General features: G+C 67.1%; 13 protein-coding genes. 7 read left to right on the top strand and 6 right to left on the bottom strand.

The window, feature by feature from the left end:
- Window positions 1-11 precede the first annotated feature (11 nt).
- The 4 genes from AC30PD_RS12140 to AC30PD_RS12125 are packed head-to-tail and all read right to left on the bottom strand — an operon-like array spanning window position 12 to window position 4,646.
- Window positions 12-806 (bottom strand): carbon-nitrogen hydrolase family protein, encoded by a 795-nt coding sequence (locus AC30PD_RS12140; RefSeq protein ID WP_489535915.1) that lies wholly within the window; start codon window positions 804-806, stop codon window positions 12-14.
- Window positions 803-2,524 carry a putative 2-aminoethylphosphonate ABC transporter permease subunit gene (locus AC30PD_RS12135; protein WP_489535914.1) on the bottom strand — a complete coding sequence of 574 codons (1,722 nt, stop codon included), beginning with the start codon at window positions 2,522-2,524 and terminating at the stop codon, window positions 803-805. Before AC30PD_RS12135 ends, AC30PD_RS12140 begins: the two co-directional genes overlap by 4 nt.
- Window positions 2,525-2,535: 11 nt before the next feature.
- Window positions 2,536-3,594 carry a putative 2-aminoethylphosphonate ABC transporter ATP-binding protein gene (locus AC30PD_RS12130; protein ID WP_489535913.1) on the bottom strand — a complete coding sequence of 353 codons (1,059 nt, stop codon included), beginning with the start codon at window positions 3,592-3,594 and terminating at the stop codon, window positions 2,536-2,538.
- A gap of 14 nt (window positions 3,595-3,608) precedes the next feature.
- Window positions 3,609-4,646 (bottom strand): putative 2-aminoethylphosphonate ABC transporter substrate-binding protein, encoded by a 1,038-nt coding sequence (locus tag AC30PD_RS12125; protein WP_489535912.1) that lies wholly within the window; start codon window positions 4,644-4,646, stop codon window positions 3,609-3,611.
- A 189-nt stretch (window positions 4,647-4,835) separates the two neighbouring features.
- Here AC30PD_RS12125 and AC30PD_RS12120 point away from each other — a divergent pair, with 189 nt between their 5' ends.
- From AC30PD_RS12120 to AC30PD_RS12090, 7 genes are read left to right on the top strand one after another with little or no spacing between them, the layout of a single operon-like run.
- Window positions 4,836-5,576: a phosphonate utilization associated transcriptional regulator gene (locus AC30PD_RS12120; protein WP_489535911.1), complete on the top strand. Its 741-nt coding sequence runs from the start codon at window positions 4,836-4,838 to the stop codon at window positions 5,574-5,576.
- A gap of 10 nt (window positions 5,577-5,586) precedes the next feature.
- A complete protein-coding gene (gene phnA, locus AC30PD_RS12115; protein ID WP_489535910.1) occupies window positions 5,587-6,804 on the top strand; it encodes a phosphonoacetate hydrolase in 1,218 nt (405 codons plus the stop codon).
- Between the two features lie 38 nt (window positions 6,805-6,842).
- Window positions 6,843-8,261 carry a phosphonoacetaldehyde dehydrogenase gene (gene phnY, locus AC30PD_RS12110; protein WP_489535909.1) on the top strand — a complete coding sequence of 473 codons (1,419 nt, stop codon included), beginning with the start codon at window positions 6,843-6,845 and terminating at the stop codon, window positions 8,259-8,261.
- Between the two features lie 10 nt (window positions 8,262-8,271).
- On the top strand, window positions 8,272-9,948 hold the full coding sequence (locus AC30PD_RS12105) for a Na/Pi cotransporter family protein (RefSeq protein WP_489535908.1): 1,677 nt from the start codon (window positions 8,272-8,274) through the stop codon (window positions 9,946-9,948).
- A gap of 23 nt (window positions 9,949-9,971) precedes the next feature.
- The gene (locus AC30PD_RS12100; protein WP_489535907.1) at window positions 9,972-10,538 is read left to right on the top strand and encodes a phosphonate degradation HD-domain oxygenase; all 567 of its coding nucleotides are present in this window, start codon (window positions 9,972-9,974) and stop codon (window positions 10,536-10,538) included.
- Window positions 10,535-11,407, top strand: coding sequence for an EamA family transporter (locus AC30PD_RS12095; RefSeq protein ID WP_489535906.1), 873 nt, complete (start codon window positions 10,535-10,537; stop codon window positions 11,405-11,407). The genes AC30PD_RS12100 and AC30PD_RS12095 overlap by 4 nt, the downstream gene beginning before the upstream one ends.
- A gap of 15 nt (window positions 11,408-11,422) precedes the next feature.
- Window positions 11,423-13,834 carry a GcvT family protein gene (locus tag AC30PD_RS12090; RefSeq protein ID WP_489535905.1) on the top strand — a complete coding sequence of 804 codons (2,412 nt, stop codon included), beginning with the start codon at window positions 11,423-11,425 and terminating at the stop codon, window positions 13,832-13,834.
- Window positions 13,835-13,850: 16 nt separating this feature from the next.
- Here AC30PD_RS12090 and AC30PD_RS12085 read toward each other — a convergent pair whose 3' ends face one another.
- Together AC30PD_RS12085 and ligA are read right to left on the bottom strand one after the other, a co-directional pair.
- Window positions 13,851-14,633, bottom strand: coding sequence for an NUDIX hydrolase (locus tag AC30PD_RS12085; RefSeq protein ID WP_489535904.1), 783 nt, complete (start codon window positions 14,631-14,633; stop codon window positions 13,851-13,853).
- Window positions 14,633-16,711, bottom strand: coding sequence for an NAD-dependent DNA ligase LigA (ligA, locus tag AC30PD_RS12080; protein WP_489535903.1), 2,079 nt, complete (start codon window positions 16,709-16,711; stop codon window positions 14,633-14,635). Before ligA ends, AC30PD_RS12085 begins: the two co-directional genes overlap by 1 nt.
- Between the last annotated feature and the right edge of the window lies 1 nt (window position 16,712).

The following is a 16,712-nucleotide window of genomic DNA, read 5'->3' as shown; positions in this document are numbered from 1 at the left end:
TCTTCTTGGGGTCAGGCCGGCAGCGGCGTCCAGCGAAACGCACGTTCGCCGAGGTTGAAGACGCCGACGCCGGCTTCGTCGCGTGGCAAGGTGAGCAGGATCTCGCCGTCGGGCGCGTAGGCCTTGCTCTCGCCGAGGTAGGTCGAGTCTGGCGTGTTCAGCGCCTGCGGCCAGTTGCTCTGCACCACGTACGCGTTGAGGCGCCGCGCCAGCACCGCGGTGCGTTTGAAATAGCCGAGATCGGCCGTGTCTTCCGGCGTCGGGTGGATCGTGCCCGGCGGGTTGCCGACCATCGAGGGCCAGAAGACCAGGTCGACCGGCTCGGCCTGCAACTGCGCGGCAATCGATTCGAGGTCGTCGATCTCGCGGCACATCACCGTGGTGCAAGCGCGGCCATCAAGTTGCATCACCGGGCGCTCAGTGCCTGGCGCGAAGAACGTCAATTCCGCCGGCGTCAGGCCGTTCTTGCTGACCGACGAGACGATCTCGCCGCTCGCATCGAGGTGGAGATAGCTGTTGAGGATCGTGCCGTCAGCGGCGAAGGTCGGCGCGCCCAGCGCGCAGGCGATGCCGTGGTCGCGGCAAGCGCCACGAACCCGCTGCAGCGCGGCGTCGACGGTCGCCGGCACCGCTTCGCCCCGAATGCCGCGATGAAAGCCGGTCAGCGCCAGTTCGGGAAACACCGCGATGCCCGCGTCCTGCTGCGCTGCCAGTGCGAGCGCCGCGACGATGTGGCCCACGTTGTCGGCCGTCGTCCAAGCCATCGGTTGCTGGACGATCGCCACGCGCAAGGGTGAAGCGCTCATCGGGTGCTGGTGTTGCGCCAGGCCTGGGTGCGCTTGTCGACCCACCAGCCGAGCGTGATGAACAGCAGCGTCACGACCGTGGAGCCCGCCGTGATGAGCATCGCGCAAGCAGCGGCCGCGCCCGCTTCGCCGGCTTCGTCGAGGTTCAGGATCGCGATCGCCGCCACCTTGGTGTCGGGCGAATACAGGAACACCACGGCCGAGATCGTCGTCATCGCGTTGATGAAGAAGTAGCGCGCGATGTCGAGCAGTGTCGGCGTGCAGATCGGCAACGTCACGCGCCAGAAGGTCTTGTAGAACGGCACCTTCAGCGACGCCGAGACCGACTCGAACTCGGTGTCGAGCGCCTTCAGGGCCGTTACCGCCGTCAGGTGGCCAGTGGTGTAGAAGTGGACGATGGTGCAGACGATCAGCAGTGGCAGCGTCTGGTACAGCCCGTTCAGCGGGTTGCCCGGCACGTTGAAGAAGAAGATGTAGCCGAGGCCCAGCACGAGGCCGGGCACCGCCATCGGCAGCATCGCGAGCAGGCGCACGATCGGGCGTGCCCAGTCGAGGCCGCGCGTCTTCTCGAGCATGTAGGCGCCGGTGAACACGAGCACGGTGCCGAAGAAGGCGGTGCCGGCGGCAAGCTTCAGGCTGTTGAGAAAAGCGTCGCCCACCTCGGCGTCGACCAGGCCCATCGTGTAGTGCTTCAGCGTGGGCGCCAGGTTGTAGGGCCAGAAGCTGGCAAACGAGGCGAACGCGGCCATGCCGATCATCAGCAGCATCAGCGCGCTGATCAACACCACGTAGGCCGTCATCAGCGCGTCGAACCCGCGCGACGGTGCGGGTCGGTAGGGCACGGCTCGGGCGCTCAGCATCGCTGTCTGCTTGCGCTGCACCAGCCAGTCGATCACGAAGGTCAACACTGCCGGCGTGAGCAGCAGCAGGCCGACCACCGCGCCACGCTGAAAGTCTTGCTGGCCGATCACGAGCTTGAACACGTCGGTGGCCAGCATGTTGAAGTTGCCACCGATGACTTTCGGGATGCCGAAGTCGGTCATCACGAGCGTGAAGCTCACGAGCGCCGCCGAGATCAGGCCGTATTTGGCGCCGGGCAGCGTGATCGTGAAGAACTTGCGCTGCGTCGAGGTGCCGAGCGCGTTGGCCGCTTCGTACAAGCGCGCGTCGGCGAGCGAGAGCGCCGTGATCAGAATCATCAGCGCGTGCGGGAACACCGCAAAACACTCGGCGACCACGATGCCGGGCGCGCCGTAGATGTTCTCGAAACCGAGCGCCTGGATGAAGCCGCGCGCCAGCCCCTGGTTGCCGAACCAGTAGATCAGCGACAGCGCCGACAGCAGCGAAGGCGCCAGCAAGGGCACCAGCGCGATGGTGCGGAACAGCCCCTTGAACGGCATGCAACTGCGGCTCAGCGCGTAGGCGAAACCGAAAGCGAGCGGCAGCGTGATGAGCGTGACGAGGGCCGAGACCCACACGCTGTTCCACAAGGACTGCAACAGCGCCGGCGTGGCGAGGTAGCTCGTGAAGTTGCGCAGCCCGACGAAAGCACCGTCGGCGTTCTGGAGCGACTTGACGAGGATCGCCGCGAGCGGAAACGCCAGAAAGGCCAGCAGCGCGAGCACGATCAGCAGCAGCGCCGCGTGGGCGATGCGGTCGCTCCAGTGCGCGCGCTGGCGCAGGGCAGCGGCGGCGGGCAGCGGCAGCACGGCAGACATGACGCAACCGGTCAGAAGAAGCGCATGCGCTCTGGCAGCAGCCGCAGTGGCAAGCGGCTGCCGACTTCCAGCCCTTGTTCGGCCAGGAAGTTGAGCGACAGGTACACCGTGACCGGCAACGGCCCGATCTCGGCGGCGCGCACGCTCACGTGGCAATAGGAACCGAGGAACTCGATCTTGTCGATGTCGCCATGGAACACGTTCGAGTCACCCGGTGCGATCGGCCGTGCGAGCACGTCTTCGGGACGCAGATAGACCTTCACGTCACGCGCACTGTCGGTGTCGACCTCGCAGGCGAAGCGGCCATCGCCGATGTGCAGCCGCCGGCCGGGGTGCAACTGCCCCGAGAGCACGTTGATCTTGCCGACGAAGTCGGCCACGAAGGGCGTGGCCGGGTCGCGGTAGACCTGCATCGGCGTGCCGACCTGCTCGATCACGCCCTGGTTCATCACGACGATGCGGTCGGCGACCGACAGCGCTTCTTCCTGGTCGTGCGTGACCATGATGGTCGTGACGCCGAGCTTGCGCTGCAGCGAGCGGATCTCTTGCCGCAGGTGAACGCGCACGATCGCGTCGAGCGCCGAGAGCGGTTCGTCGAGCAACAGCAGGCCCGGCTTCGTTGCCAGCGCGCGTGCGAGCGCGATGCGCTGTTGCTGGCCGCCCGAGAGCTGCGCCGGGAACTTGGGCCCGCTGCCGGGCAGGCCGACGAGCTTGAGCAGTTCGTCGACACGCTGCTGGATCTGCGCACGCGGTTGCTTGCGGTTGACGAGCCCGTAGGCCACGTTCTCAGTCACGCTTAGGTTCGGGAACAGCGCGTAAGACTGGAACACGATGCCGTAGTCGCGCTCGGCAGGCGGCAGCACCGAGATGTCGCGCCCGGCCTGCTCGATGCGGCCGGCGGTCTGCGTCTCGAGCCCCGCGATGATGCGCAGCAGCGTCGTCTTGCCGCAGCCCGAGGGCCCCAGAAAGCAGACGAACTCGCCTTTCTCGATGGCGAGGTGGATGTCTTGCAGCGCCTGGAAAGAGCCGAAATTCTTGCGGATGCCTTCCAGGCGCAGGTACTCGGACATGAATGCGGGCGCGATTACTTCTTCGCTTCGCTCTTGGCGTCGTAGCGCTTGTTCCACTCGGCCAGCACGCGCTCGCGGTTCGCCGCAGTGGTGGCGAAGTCCATCTTCACGAGACGCTTTTCATAGTCTGCCGGCACGTTGGCGAGCGGTTCGGCCACACCGGGCACGGCGGTGATCGCGAAGTTCTTGCCGTACAGCTTCATCGCGTCCTTGCTCGAAGCCCAGTCGGCCAGCTTCTTGGCTGCGTCGAGCTTCTTGGTGCCGGCGTGGATGGCGAACGCTTCCAGGTCCCAGCCCAGGCCTTCTTTCGGGAACACCAGGTCGATCGGCGCGCCCTTGGCCTTGTTGCTGTTGCCGCGGTACTCGAACGAGATGCCCATCACGTACTCACCCGTGGCCGCCATGTTGCAGGGCTTGGAGCCCGAGTGCGTGTACTGCGCGATGTTCTCGTGCAGCGCGTCCATGAACTTCCAGCCGCCGCCCTTGCCGTTGTCGTCGCCCCAGAGCGTGAGCCATGCGCTCACGTCGAAGAAGCCGGTGCCCGACGAAGCCGGGTTCGGCATCACGATCTGGCCCTTGTAGATGGGCTTGGTCATGTCTTTCCAGGTTTCGGGCTTGGGCAGGCCTTTCTTCTGCGCTTCGACGGTGTTGAAGCAGACGGTCGCACCCCACACGTCCATGCCGAACCAGGCCGGCGGGTTCTTCTTGTCGCGGTACTGGCTCATGATCGCGTCGAGGTTGAGCGGCGCGTAGGGCAAGAGCATCTTGTTGTTGTCGAGCAGCGCCAGGCTGCTGGCGGCCACGCCCATCACCACGTCGGCCTGCGGGTTGCCCTTTTCGGCCAGCAGCTTGGCAGTGATCACGCCCGTGGAGTCGCGCACCCACTTGATCTCGATCGTCGGGTTGTCTTTCACGAAGCCCGCTTCGTAGGCCTTCAGCTGGTCGGTCTCGAGCGCGGTGTAGACGGTGAGCTGCGTCTTCTGCGCGAGCGCCGCGGTGGAGACGAACAAGGCCAGCACGGCCAGCAGAGGTTTGACTGGAACCCGATTCATGCACATCTCCTGTGAGGGTCGCCACGGCGGCGGGGAAGGATGACAAGCCGGCTGCAAGGCGCATGCCACATCGAGCCGCGGCAGGCATCACAACGAAGTGGCTTCAGTCTAGGGGCGGCTTGCAAATGTCGTCAACTGTTTCTTGAGAACTGTTGACAATCTCCAATGCCTGACATCTACTCGTCATCAATGAGCGTTACGGTTGCCCCCCACCCCACCATCACCTTGCTGCAGACCAGCTCGCTGACGAGCGTGGTGCAGGGCGAGCTCGAACGCATGATCCTTTCCGGCGAACTCGCACCCGGCGCCAAGCTCACCGAAGTGGCGCTGGCCGCCCGGCTCGGCGTGTCGCGCGGGCCGCTGCGCGAGGCCTTCCGCATGCTCGAAGAAGCCGGCCTCGTGCGCACCGAAAAGAACCGCGGCGTCTTCGTGCGCGACATCCCGATCGAAGAGGCGGTCGAGATCTTCGACCTGCGCGCCGCGATGGACGAGTTGGTCGGCCGGCGCCTGGCCGAGCACATCACCGCCCCGCAGTTGAAAGAGGTGCGTGCTCTGGTCGACCAGATGGAAGCGGCCGTGAAGGCCAAGGACACCTACCACTACCACCTGCTGAACCTGAAGTTTCACGACCGCCTGGTCGAGCTCGCCGGCAACAGCAAGCTGACCGCGATCTACCGCAAGCTGATCAAGGAACTGAGCCTGTTCCGGCGCCTGAACCTGGCCGACGGCTGGCTGATGCCGATCTCGGCCGGCGAGCACCGCGGCATCGTCAAGGCCATCGCCTCGGGCGACGCCGCCGCCGCCGGCAAGGCGATGTTCGATCACGTGATCGAGAGCAAGGAACGCACGATCAAGAACAACCTGCGCCAGCGGGCGCAAGCCGTGGCGGACGAGCCCGCCGCCAAACCCCGCGCACTCGAACGAGCCTGAGGGCCACCGCATGATCACCGTCAACCAGCGCAACTACCGCCTGCCCACCCACCCCACCGTCGTCGTCTGCGTCGACGGCTGCGAGCCCGACTACATCGCACAAGCCGTGGCGCACGGCCGCACACCCTGGCTCAAGCGCGTGCTGGCCGAAGGCACGGCGCTGGTCGGCGACTGCGTGATCCCGAGCTTCACGAACCCGAACAACCTGTCGATCGTGACCGGCGCACCACCTTCGGTGCACGGCATCTGCGGCAATTACCTCTTCGACGTGGCGAGCAACACCGAAGTGATGATGAACGACCCGAAGTGGCTGCGCGCGCCGACGCTGCTGGCCGCGCTGGCCGATTCGGGACGCTCGCTGGCGGTCGTCACGGCCAAAGACAAACTTCGCAAGCTGCTCGGCCACGGCATGAAGGGCATCTGTTTTTCAGCCGAGAAAGCCGACGAAGCGACCCAGGCCGAGAACGGCATCCACGGTGTCGTCGATCTGGTCGGCATGCCGGTGCCCTCGGTCTACAGCGCCGAACTCTCGGAGTTCGTGTTCGCCGCCGGCGTGAAGCTGATGGCCGGTGCACGCCGGCCCGACGTGATGTACCTCTCGACCACCGACTACGTGCAGCACAAGCACGCGCCCGGCACCGAAGGCGCCGACGCGTTCTACGCGATGATGGACAAGTACCTGGGCCAGCTCGACGCGATGGGCTGCGTGATCGCGCTCACCGCCGACCACGGCATGAACGCGAAGACGCGCATGGACGCGCAGCCCGACGTGATCTACCTGCAAGACGTGCTCGACGGCTGGCTCGGCGCAGGCCGCGCCCGCGTGATCCTGCCCATCACCGACCCCTACGTGGTGCACCACGGCGCGCTCGGCTCCTTCGCCACGGTCTACCTGCCGAGCGACGTGAACGTGGCCGAACTGGTGCAGCGCATCGCGGCGCTGCGTGGCATCGAGTCGGTGCGCGACCGCGCCGCGGCGGCGGCGCACTTCGAGCTGCCGGCCGACCGCATCGGCGATCTCGTGGTCGTATCGGAGCGCTCCACCGTGATCGGCACCGCGGCCTCGCGCCATGACCTGAGCGCGCTCGATGCGCCGCTGCGCTCGCACGGGGGTGTTTCGGAACAGCGTGTGCCGCTGATCCTGAACCGCCGCATCAACGGGCTCGACCCGCAGCGCCGCTGGCGCAACTTCGACGCCTTCGACCTCGCTCTGAACCACGCGCAATGAGCGATTCGGCTTTCAACCACGGCATGCAGAATCATGGAATGAGACTGGCCGGCGAAAAGGTCGGCGCAGATCGCGGTGGTGACCGCTGCATCGAAGTCTTCAACCCGTTCACGAAACAGTGCATCGGCAGCGTGCCCAAGGCCACGCTCGAAGAAGTGCGCCAGGCCTTCGCGATCGCCCACGCCTACAAACCGCGGCTCACGCGCTTCGAACGCGCCAACATCCTCAACAAGACTGCGGCACTGGTGCGCGAGCGCACACGCCAAGTCGCCAACCTGATCAGCGCCGAAGCCGGTCTGGGGATGAAAGACGCCACCTACGAAGTTGGCCGCGTGGCCGACGTGCTCGTCTTCGGCGCCAACGAATGCCTGAAAGACGACGGCCAGATCTTCTCTTGCGACCTCACGCCGCACGGCAAGAAGCGGCGCGTCTACACGCAGCGTGACCCCTTGCTCGGCGTGATCACCGCGATCACACCTTTCAACCACCCGATGAACCAGGTGGCGCACAAGGTCGTGCCCAGCATCGCCACCAACAACCGCATGGTGCTGAAGCCTTCCGAGAAAGTACCGCTCTCGGCCCTGCTGTTCGCCGACCTGCTCTACGAGGCCGGCCTGCCGCCCGAGATGCTGTCGGTCGTGACCGGTGACCCGCGAGAGATCGCCGACGAACTCATCACGAACGAACACGTCGGCCTCGTCACCTTCACCGGCGGCGTGGCGATCGGCAAGTACATCGCCTCGAAAGCCGGCTACCGGCGCATGGTGCTCGAACTCGGCGGCAACGACCCCATCATCGTGATGGACGATGCCGATCTCGACGAAGCTTCCACGCTCGCGGTGCAGGGCTCGTACAAGAATTCAGGGCAGCGCTGCACGGCGGTCAAGCGCCTGCTGGTGCACGAGGCGGTGGCCACACGTTTCACTGACATGGTGGTCGAGAAGACCCGTGCCTGGAGCTTCGGAGACCCGAGTGATGCGAAGCTGGAGATGGGCACGGTGATCGACGAAGCCGCGGCGCGCTCCTTCGAGGCGCGGGTCAACGAAGCGGTGGCGCAGGGCGCGCGCCTGCTGGTCGGGAACCAGCGCGACGGCGCCCTGTACTCGCCGACCGTGCTCGACCGTGTGACGCCCGACATGACCGTGGCGCGAGAAGAAACCTTCGGGCCGGTGTCGCCGATCATCCGTTTCGGCAACATCGAAGAAGCGATCCGCATCTCGAACGGCACCGCTTACGGCCTGTCGTCGGCCGTGTGCACCAACCGGCTCGACTACATCAGCCGTTTCGTCGCCGAACTGCAGGTGGGCACGGTCAACGTGCGCGAGGTGCCGGGTTACCGGCTCGAACTCACACCCTTCGGCGGCATCAAGGACTCGGGCCTGGGTTACAAGGAAGGCGTGCAAGAGGCGATGAAGAGTTTCACCAACATCAAGACCTACTCGCTGCCCTGGGCCTAGTTTTCTCCCGATGCTCCACTTACTGAATCTGCTCGCCGCCATTGCCCTGCTCGTGTGGGGCACGCACATCGTGCGCACCGGCGTGCTGCGGGTCTTCGGCGAAAGCCTGCGCGGCGTGCTCGCCAAGAGCTTCTCCAACCGCGCCACGGCCATGCTCGCCGGCATGGGCGTGACGACCATCGTGCAGTCGAGCACCGCCACCTGCCTGATCGTGGCCTCGTTCGTCGGCAAGGGGCTGGTCACCACCGGCGCCGCGCTCGCGGTGATTCTGGGCGCCGATGTCGGCACGGCCTTGATGGCCGTGGTGTTCTCGTTCGACCTGTCGTGGCTGTCGCCACTGCTGATCTTCGTCGGCGTGCTGTTGTTCATCTCGCGGCAAGACACCCTGGCCGGGCGCGTCGGCCGCGTGTTGATCGGCCTGGGCCTGATCACACTGGCCCTGCAGCTGATCGTGGGCGCCACCAAGCCGCTGACCGAATCGCCAGCGGTGCGCGCGCTGCTCGTCGCGCTGCCGAACGACGTGTTGCTCGACATCATCGTCGGCGCGGTCTTGACCGTGCTCTCGTATTCGAGCCTCGCGATCGTGCTGCTCACCGCCACGCTCGCGTCGTCGGGCCTGCTGCCGGTGCCGGTGGCGCTCGGCCTCGTGCTCGGTGCCAACCTGGGCAGCGGCCTGCTCGCGATGCTGGCCACCAGCGGTTCGTCGCCGCAGGTGCGGCGGCTGCCGCTCGGCAACCTGATCTTCAAGGCGATCGGTGCGCTCGGTGCGATCGCGCTGCTGCCCCAGGCGCATGTGATGCTGCAGCAGCTCGTGCCCGACGTCCACCAGCAGGTCGTGCTGTTCCACCTGGGTTTCAACCTCGTGCTGGCCGGGCTGTTCATCAGCTTCACCGGCCTGGTCGGGCGCAGCGTCGAGCGCTTCCTGAAGGAGCCGACCCTCGCGGCGAACATGGCCCGGCCGCGCCACCTCGACCCCCTGGCGCTGGCCACGCCGTCGCTCGCCATCAGCTGCGCCGCCCGCGAAGCGCTGCACCAGGCCGACGTGGTCGAAACCATGCTGCGGGGCATCCTGCCGGTGCTGCGCCACAACGACCTGGCGCTGGCCGACCAACTGCGCAAGATGGACGACACGGTCGACGAGCTCTATTCGGCGATCAAGTTCTACCTGACGCAGATCTCGCGCGAGTCGCTCAGCGAACGCGAGGGCCGGCGCTGGACCGACATCGTCTCGTTCACGATCAACATGGAGCAGATCGGCGACATCATCGAGCGCGTGCTGCAAGACGTGGAAGACAAGAAGATCCGCAAGAACCGCAGCTTTTCCGACGCCGGCATGGCCGAGATCGTGCACCTGCACGAGCGCCTCACCTCGAACCTGCGCCTGGGCATGAGCGTGTTCCTCGATGGCCACGTGCGCGACGCGAAGAAGCTGCTCGAAGAGAAGGCGCGCTTTCGCGACCTGGAGCACGAGTACGCCGCCTCGCACATCACGCGCCTGCAAGACAACACGGCGCAGAGCATCGAGACCAGCTCGCTGCACCTCGACCTCATCAGCGACCTGAAGCGCATCAACTCGCACATCTGCTCCATCGCCTACCCGATCCTGGAGTCGGCTGGCGCCTTGCGCAAGACACGCATCCGCAACTCGCAGCTCGCGCCCTTGTCGCCCGACGACCCGGTGAGCTGAACCACCACCGCACGCACCCCACCATGCTCAGCCTGCAAGACATCGCCCTGCTCTTCGCCCGCCATGGCGCCAGCCAGTACAGCGGCGAGCCGGTCACGCAACTGCAGCACGCGCTGCAGACGGCGCACCTGGCCGAAGCCTCGGGCGCCGACGACGCGCTCGTCACCGCCTGCCTGCTGCACGACCTGGGGCACCTGCTCAACGACCAGGGCGAAACGCCGTCTTTGCGTGGCATCGACGACACGCACCAGTACTTCGCCCTGCCCTTTCTGCGCGGCCTGTTCCCCGACGCGGTGCTCGACGCGATCAAGCTGCACGTCGACGCGAAGCGCTACCTGTGCCAGGCCAACCCCGATTACCACGATCGCCTGTCCGACGACTCGAAGCGCAGCCTGGCCTTGCAGGGCGGCGTGTTCAGTGCCGAGCAGGCCGCCACGTTCCTGAACCAGAGCGGCGCGCGCGACGCGGTGATGCTTCGCCAGTGGGACGACCTGGCCAAACAGGCCGATCTGGCCACGCCTTCATTGGCGCACTTTCTGGCGCGCGCCGAACGCTGCGCATTGCCGACACCAGCCGCGCAGGCTGCATGACGCTGACCTGGCCGGTCGTCTTGGCCGTGCTGTTCGGCGCGCTGCTGCACGCGTCGTGGAACGCATTGATCAAGTCGGGCCACGACAAGGCCGTCGACACCGCGCTGGTGCACTTTCTGGGCGCACTCGTCGCCTTGCCGATCATGTTGTGGGTCGGCCCACCGCCGGCCGGCGCATGGCCCTACATCGCCGCTTCGCTCGTCATCCACATCGGCTACTACATCGCACTCGTCGGCGCGTACCGGCACGGTGAACTCGGCCTGACGTACCCGATCATGCGCGGCTTCGCGCCGCTGCTCGTGGCGCTGTCGAGCAGCGCCTTAATCGGCGAGGCACCTTCACCCGGCGCCTGGCTCGGCATCGTCGGCATTGCCGTCGGCGTGGGCCTCGTCGGCCTCGCACACCCGGGCGAAGCGCTGCACCACCGCAAGGCGCTCGCCTTCGCGTTCGCCAACGCGGCGATCATCGCGCTCTACACCGTCGTCGACGGCCGCGGCGTGCGCGCGAGCGTCGTCGACGACAACGGCGCCCTCCGCTACGTGATGATGCTGTTCGTGCTCGACGGCATCGCCTACCCCGCCCTCGTGTGGCTGCGCCGCAGCCGGGTGCAGCGTGCCGAGATCGTCGCCTACGCCCGCCAGCGCTGGCCGGTCGCCGCGCTCGGTGGCAGCGCCTCGATCGGCTCTTACGCGATCGCACTGTGGGCGATGACGCGCGCGCCGATCGCTTCGGTGGCGGCGCTGCGCGAGACCTCGGTGTTGTTCGCGGCGCTGATCGGCACGGTGTTGCTGAAAGAGGCCTTCGGCCTGCAGCGCGCGCTGGGCACCCTCGTCATCGTCGGCGGCGTGATGGCCTTGCGCTTCGCCTGAACCGGGAGTTCGCTCATGGCCCTGCCCTCGCAAGCCCGCATCGTGATCGTCGGCGGCGGCATCGCCGGTTGTTCCACCGCCTACCACCTGAGCCTGATGGGCGAGCGCGACGTGTTGCTGCTCGAACAAGGCAAGCTCACCTGCGGCACCACCTGGCATGCGGCCGGGCTGGTCGGCCAGATGCGGCCGAACCGCAACATGACGCAGATGAGCAAGTACGGCATCGAGCTGTACTCGAAGCTCGAAGCCGAGACCGGCCTGGCCACCGGCTGGAAGCAGTGCGGCAGTGTCAACGTGGCGGCCACGCCCGAGCGCATGCAGGTGCTGCGCAAGCAGGCGTCGCTGGCACGCAGCTTCGGTGTCGAGGTCGAAGTGATCGACGCGCAGCGCGCCGGCGAGTTGTACCCGTTGCTGCGCACCGACGACCTGCACGGCGGCCTGTGGATCCCCGGCGACGGCAAGGCCAACCCGGCCGACCTGACGATGTCGCTCGCCAAGGGCGCGCGCAACCGCGGCGTGAAGATCATCGAAGACATCGAGGTCACCGGTGTGCTGACCGACAACGGCGCGGTGACCGGCGTGCGCACGACGCAGGGCGATGTGCGCTGCGAGGTACTGGTGAACTGTGCCGGGCAGTGGGCGCGCCAGTTCGGGCGCGTGGCGGGCGTGAACGTGCCGCTGTATTCGGCCGAGCACTTCTACATCGTGACCGACCGCATCGAAGGCGTGCACCCGATGCTGCCCGTGATGCGCGACCCCGACGGCTTCATCTACTACAAGGAAGAAGTGGGCGGCCTCGTGATGGGCGGCTTCGAGCCGCAGGCCAAGCCGTGGAAGATGGACCCGATCCCGAGCAGCTTCCAGTTCCAGCTGCTCGGCGAAGACTGGGACCAGTTCGAGGTGCTGATGCACAACGCGATCCACCGCACGCCGTGCCTGGAAACCGCGAAGGTCAAGATGCTGCTCAACGGCCCCGAGAGCTTCACGCCCGACGGCAACTTCATCCTCGGCGAGGCGCCGGAACTGCGCCACTACTTCGTCGCGGCCGGCTTCAACTCGGCCGGCATCGCCAACTCGGGCGGCGCGGGGCGGCTGATCGCCGAATGGATCGTCGGTGGCGAAGCGCCGAGCGACTTGTGGGACGTGGACATCCGCCGCTTCGGCCCCTTCATGGCGAACCGCAAGGCGCTGTCGCAACGCACCGGCGAAACGCTGGGCCTGCACTACGCGATGCGCTGGCCGCGGCAAGAACTCGTCACGGCGCGGCCGCTGCGCACTTCGCCGCTCTACGACCTGCTGGGCGCGAAAGGCGCGGTCTTCGGCAGCAAATACGGCTGGGAACGTGCGAACTACTTCAAGCCACCCGGCGTGCCCGACGCGGTTCACGGCCTCGGCCGACCGCCATGGCTGGACTGGGTGATCGAAGAACAGCGCGCCACGCGCGAAGCCGTGGCGATCTACGACCAGAGCTCGTTCTCGAAACTGCTGCTCCAGGGCCGCGACGCGCTCGCCGTGCTGCAACGACTGTGTGCGAACGAGATCGACATTCCTGTCGACAAGATGGTCTACACCGCGATGCTCAACGAGCGCGGTGGTTTCGAGAGCGACCTGACGGTGATCCGCGAAAAGCGCGACCGTTTCCTGATCGTCACCGGCTCGGCGCAGGCCACGCGCGACATGGACTGGATCGGCCGCCACATCGGTGCCACCGAACACGCCACGCTCACCGACGTGAGCCCGATGTTCAGCGTGCTCTCGGTGATGGGCCCGAAAGCACGCGAACTGCTCGCGCGCGTGAGCCCCGACGACCTGTCGCCCGAGTCGTTGAAGTTCTCGCACACGCGCGAGATCGACATCGGCCTCGCACGCGTGCGTGCTGCGCGCATGAGCTACGTGGGCGGGCCGGGCTTCGAGCTCTACGTGCCGGTCGAGATGGCACGGCACGTCTACCTGGCGCTGAACGAAGCCGGCGCCGACCTCGGGCTCAAAGACGCCGGCTACTACGCGCTCGACGCGCTGCGCATCGAAGCCGGGCGCCGCGCCTGGGGTGCCGAGCTCGGGCCTGATGAAACGCCCTTCGAAGCCGGGCTCACCTATGCGGTGAAGCTCGACAAGCCGACCCACTTCATCGGCCAGGCGGCGCTGTTGAAGATGCCGGGGCAGCCGCCGCGCAAGAAGCTCGTGACCGTGGTGCTCGAATCGCCTGCAGCCTACGCCTGGGGCGGAGAGGCCTTGCTCATCGACGGTGCGCCCGTGGGTGAGCTGTCATCGGTGGGCTGGAGCCCGAAGGCGAATGCGTGTGTGGCGCTGGCCTATGTGCGCGGCGAGGCGGCACAACGGCTGCGCGCCGGAACGGCTGTGGAGATCGACCTCTGGGGTGCGCCGGTCGCGGCGAAGGCCTGGGACCACTGGCCCCCGAAAAGCTGACAAGCCTGCGGGCGCCTCAGCGCAGCAGCGCGCGCCCCAGCATCAGCGACGCTTCGAGCGTGAATTCGCCGCGCGTAAGCTGCTCGCGAAGCGTTGCAGAGCCGATGCGCTCGAAGCGAAGCACTTCACCGTCCTGGTTCACCGGCACCATACCCGCCGGCACCGTCGCCTCGAACACATCGATGTGCTCGACCATGTAGCCGTGTGCATCGACCGGGCGGCGGATCGTGATGCGCCCGAGTGGCGCGACCGCCCGCAGTTCGGCGATGCGCAACCCGGCCTCTTCCCAGGTCTCGCGCTCCAGCGCCTGCAACACCGTTTCACCGCCCGCCACCAACCCGCCCATGGCCGTGTCCCACAGGCCCGGGTCGGTGGCCTTGTCGAGTGCGCGTTGTTGCACCCAGGTGCCACCTTCTTCGGCGTGTGCGATCAGGTGCACGGCGAAGCTCGTGATGCCGAGCGGCCGCACGGCCGCGCGTTCGATGTGGGCGCGGACCTGGCCGTCCGCATCGGTGACCGCGAGCAACTCGTTGCGCCAACGGCCGCCCAGACCCTTGCCGTTCATCCACAGCGCGATCTGCGCCAGCGCGGCATCGGCCTCGCCGGTCACGCACCAGCTTTCGGCCGAGCGGCGCAGCGGCAGGCCGGCCGCGACAAGCCGCACAGCCAATGCCGGCTCGATGCTGCCGATCTGTGCGCCCGAGGCATCGAGCCACAACGCATCCCGTGGCGACAGGGGCGGCGCATCGCCTCGCGCCTGCTGCTCCGCGAACCACAGGTCGAAGCGGGTGTCGTCCATCAGGCGGATGACGGCGAGAGCAGTGCGACCAGCCCGTCTTCGTCGAGCAGCGTGATGCCGAGCTCACGCGCCTTGTCGAGCTTGCTGCCCGCCTCGGCGCCCGCCACGACGTAGTGGGTCTTCTTCGACACCGAACCGCTGACCTTGCCCCCGGCCGCTTCGATCCGGTCTTTCGCGTCGTCGCGCGACAGCGTGGGCAACGTGCCGGTCAGCACGAAGGTCTTGCCGGCCAGCGGCTTGGGGGTGCTGTCGGCCGTGCCGTCGTTCTCGTCCCAGGCCACACCGGCCGCACGCAATTGCTCCACCACTTCGCGGTTGTGGGGCTGGTCGAAGAAGGTGCGGATGCTCTGCGCGACAACAGGCCCCACGTCGTTGACTTCGAGCAACTGCTCCAGGCTCGCGTTCATCACGCGGTCGATGCCGCCGAAGTGTTTGGCCAGGTCCTTCGCGGTCGTCTCGCCCACATGCCGTATGCCCAGGCCATAGACGAAGCGTGCAAGCGTCGTGCGCTTGCTGCCTTCCAGCCCCGCCAGAAGGTTCACCGCGCTCTTCTCGCCCATGCGATCGAGCTCGCTCAGCTTGGCCAGGCCCAGCGTGTAGAGCTCGGGCAACGTGCGGATCAGGCCGCTCTCGACGAGCTGGTCGACGAGCTTGTCGCCGAGCCCTTCGATGTCGAGCGCACGCCGCTGCGCGAAGTGCAGGATCGCCTGCTTGCGCTGTGCCGGGCAAAACAGCCCCCCCGAGCAGCGCCAGTCGACCTCGCCTTCTTCGCGCGCGATCGCGCTGGCGCAGATCGGGCACTGGCCGTTCAGGCGTTTGTACAGATCGAAAGGCTCGCCCACGGCCGCCGGGCGCCGTTCGAGCACGACACCCACCACTTCAGGGATCACGTCACCGGCACGCCGCACGATCACGGTGTCGCCGATGCGCACGTCCTTGCGGCGGGTCTCGTCTTCGTTGTGCAGCGTGGCGTTGCTGACCGTCGTGCCACCCACGAACACCGGCTCGAGCTTGGCCACCGGCGTGAGCTTGCCGGTGCGGCCGACCTGGATGTCGATGTCGCGCACGACCGTCATCTGCTCTTGCGCGGGGTACTTGTGCGCCACCGCCCAGCGCGGTTCGCGCGTGACGAAGCCCAGGCGCTGCTGCAACGCGCGCGCGTTGACCTTGTAGACCACGCCGTCGATGTCGAAGGGCAGCGCGTCGCGCTTCTCGCCCATCGCGCGGTGGAAGGCGACCAGCCCGTCGGCACCCTGCACCACCGCGCGGTCGGCGCACACCGGCAGGCCCATCGCCGCCAGCGCGTCGAGCAGGCCGCTGTGCGTGGCCGGAATGTCCCAGCCCTGCACGTCACCCAGGCCGTACGCAAAGAAGCTGAGCGGCCGCTTCTTCGCGATGGCCGGGTCGAGCTGGCGCACCGCACCGGCGGCTGCGTTGCGCGGGTTCACGAAGGTCTTCTCGTTCTTCGCGCCACCCGCGATCAGTTCACGCTGGCGCTCGTTCATCGCCTCGAAGTCGGCACGCCGCATGTAGACCTCGCCACGCACTTCGAGCACCGGCGCGTTCACCCCCGCCAGGCGCAGCGGGATCTGCGCGATGGTGCGGATGTTCTGCGTCACGTCTTCGCCCTTCTCGCCGTCGCCGCGTGTCGCTGCCTGGGCCAGCACGCCCGCTTCGTAGCGCAGGTTGATCGCGAGGCCGTCGAACTTGAGCTCGGCGGCGTACTCGACCGGCGGCGCGGCTTCGTCGAGTTCGAGCTCGCGACGCACGCGCGCGTCGAAGCTGGTGGCGCCGCTGCTCTCGGTGTCGGTCTCGGTGCGGATCGAGAGCATGGGCACCGTGTGCCGCACGGCCTTGAAGCCGTCGAGCACCTTGCCGATGACCCGCTGTGTCGGCGAGTCGGCGCTCAGCAGTTCCGGGTGGGCCGCCTCGATCGCCTGCAGTTCCTGGAACAGGCGGTCGTATTCGGCATCGGGCACGCTCGGCTCGTCGAGCACGTAGTAACGGTGGGCATGCTGCTGCAGCGTTTCACGCAGCGCGCGTGCGCGCTTTTCGAGGGTGGTGCTGTCGTCGGCCATG

The sequence above is a fragment of the Rhizobacter sp. genome, from assembly GCF_032229685.1.
GTDB lineage: Bacteria > Pseudomonadota > Gammaproteobacteria > Burkholderiales > Burkholderiaceae_C > LMDS01.
Note: the sequence above shows the minus strand (reverse complement) of the source record. Positions and strands in the feature narration are given on the sequence as shown.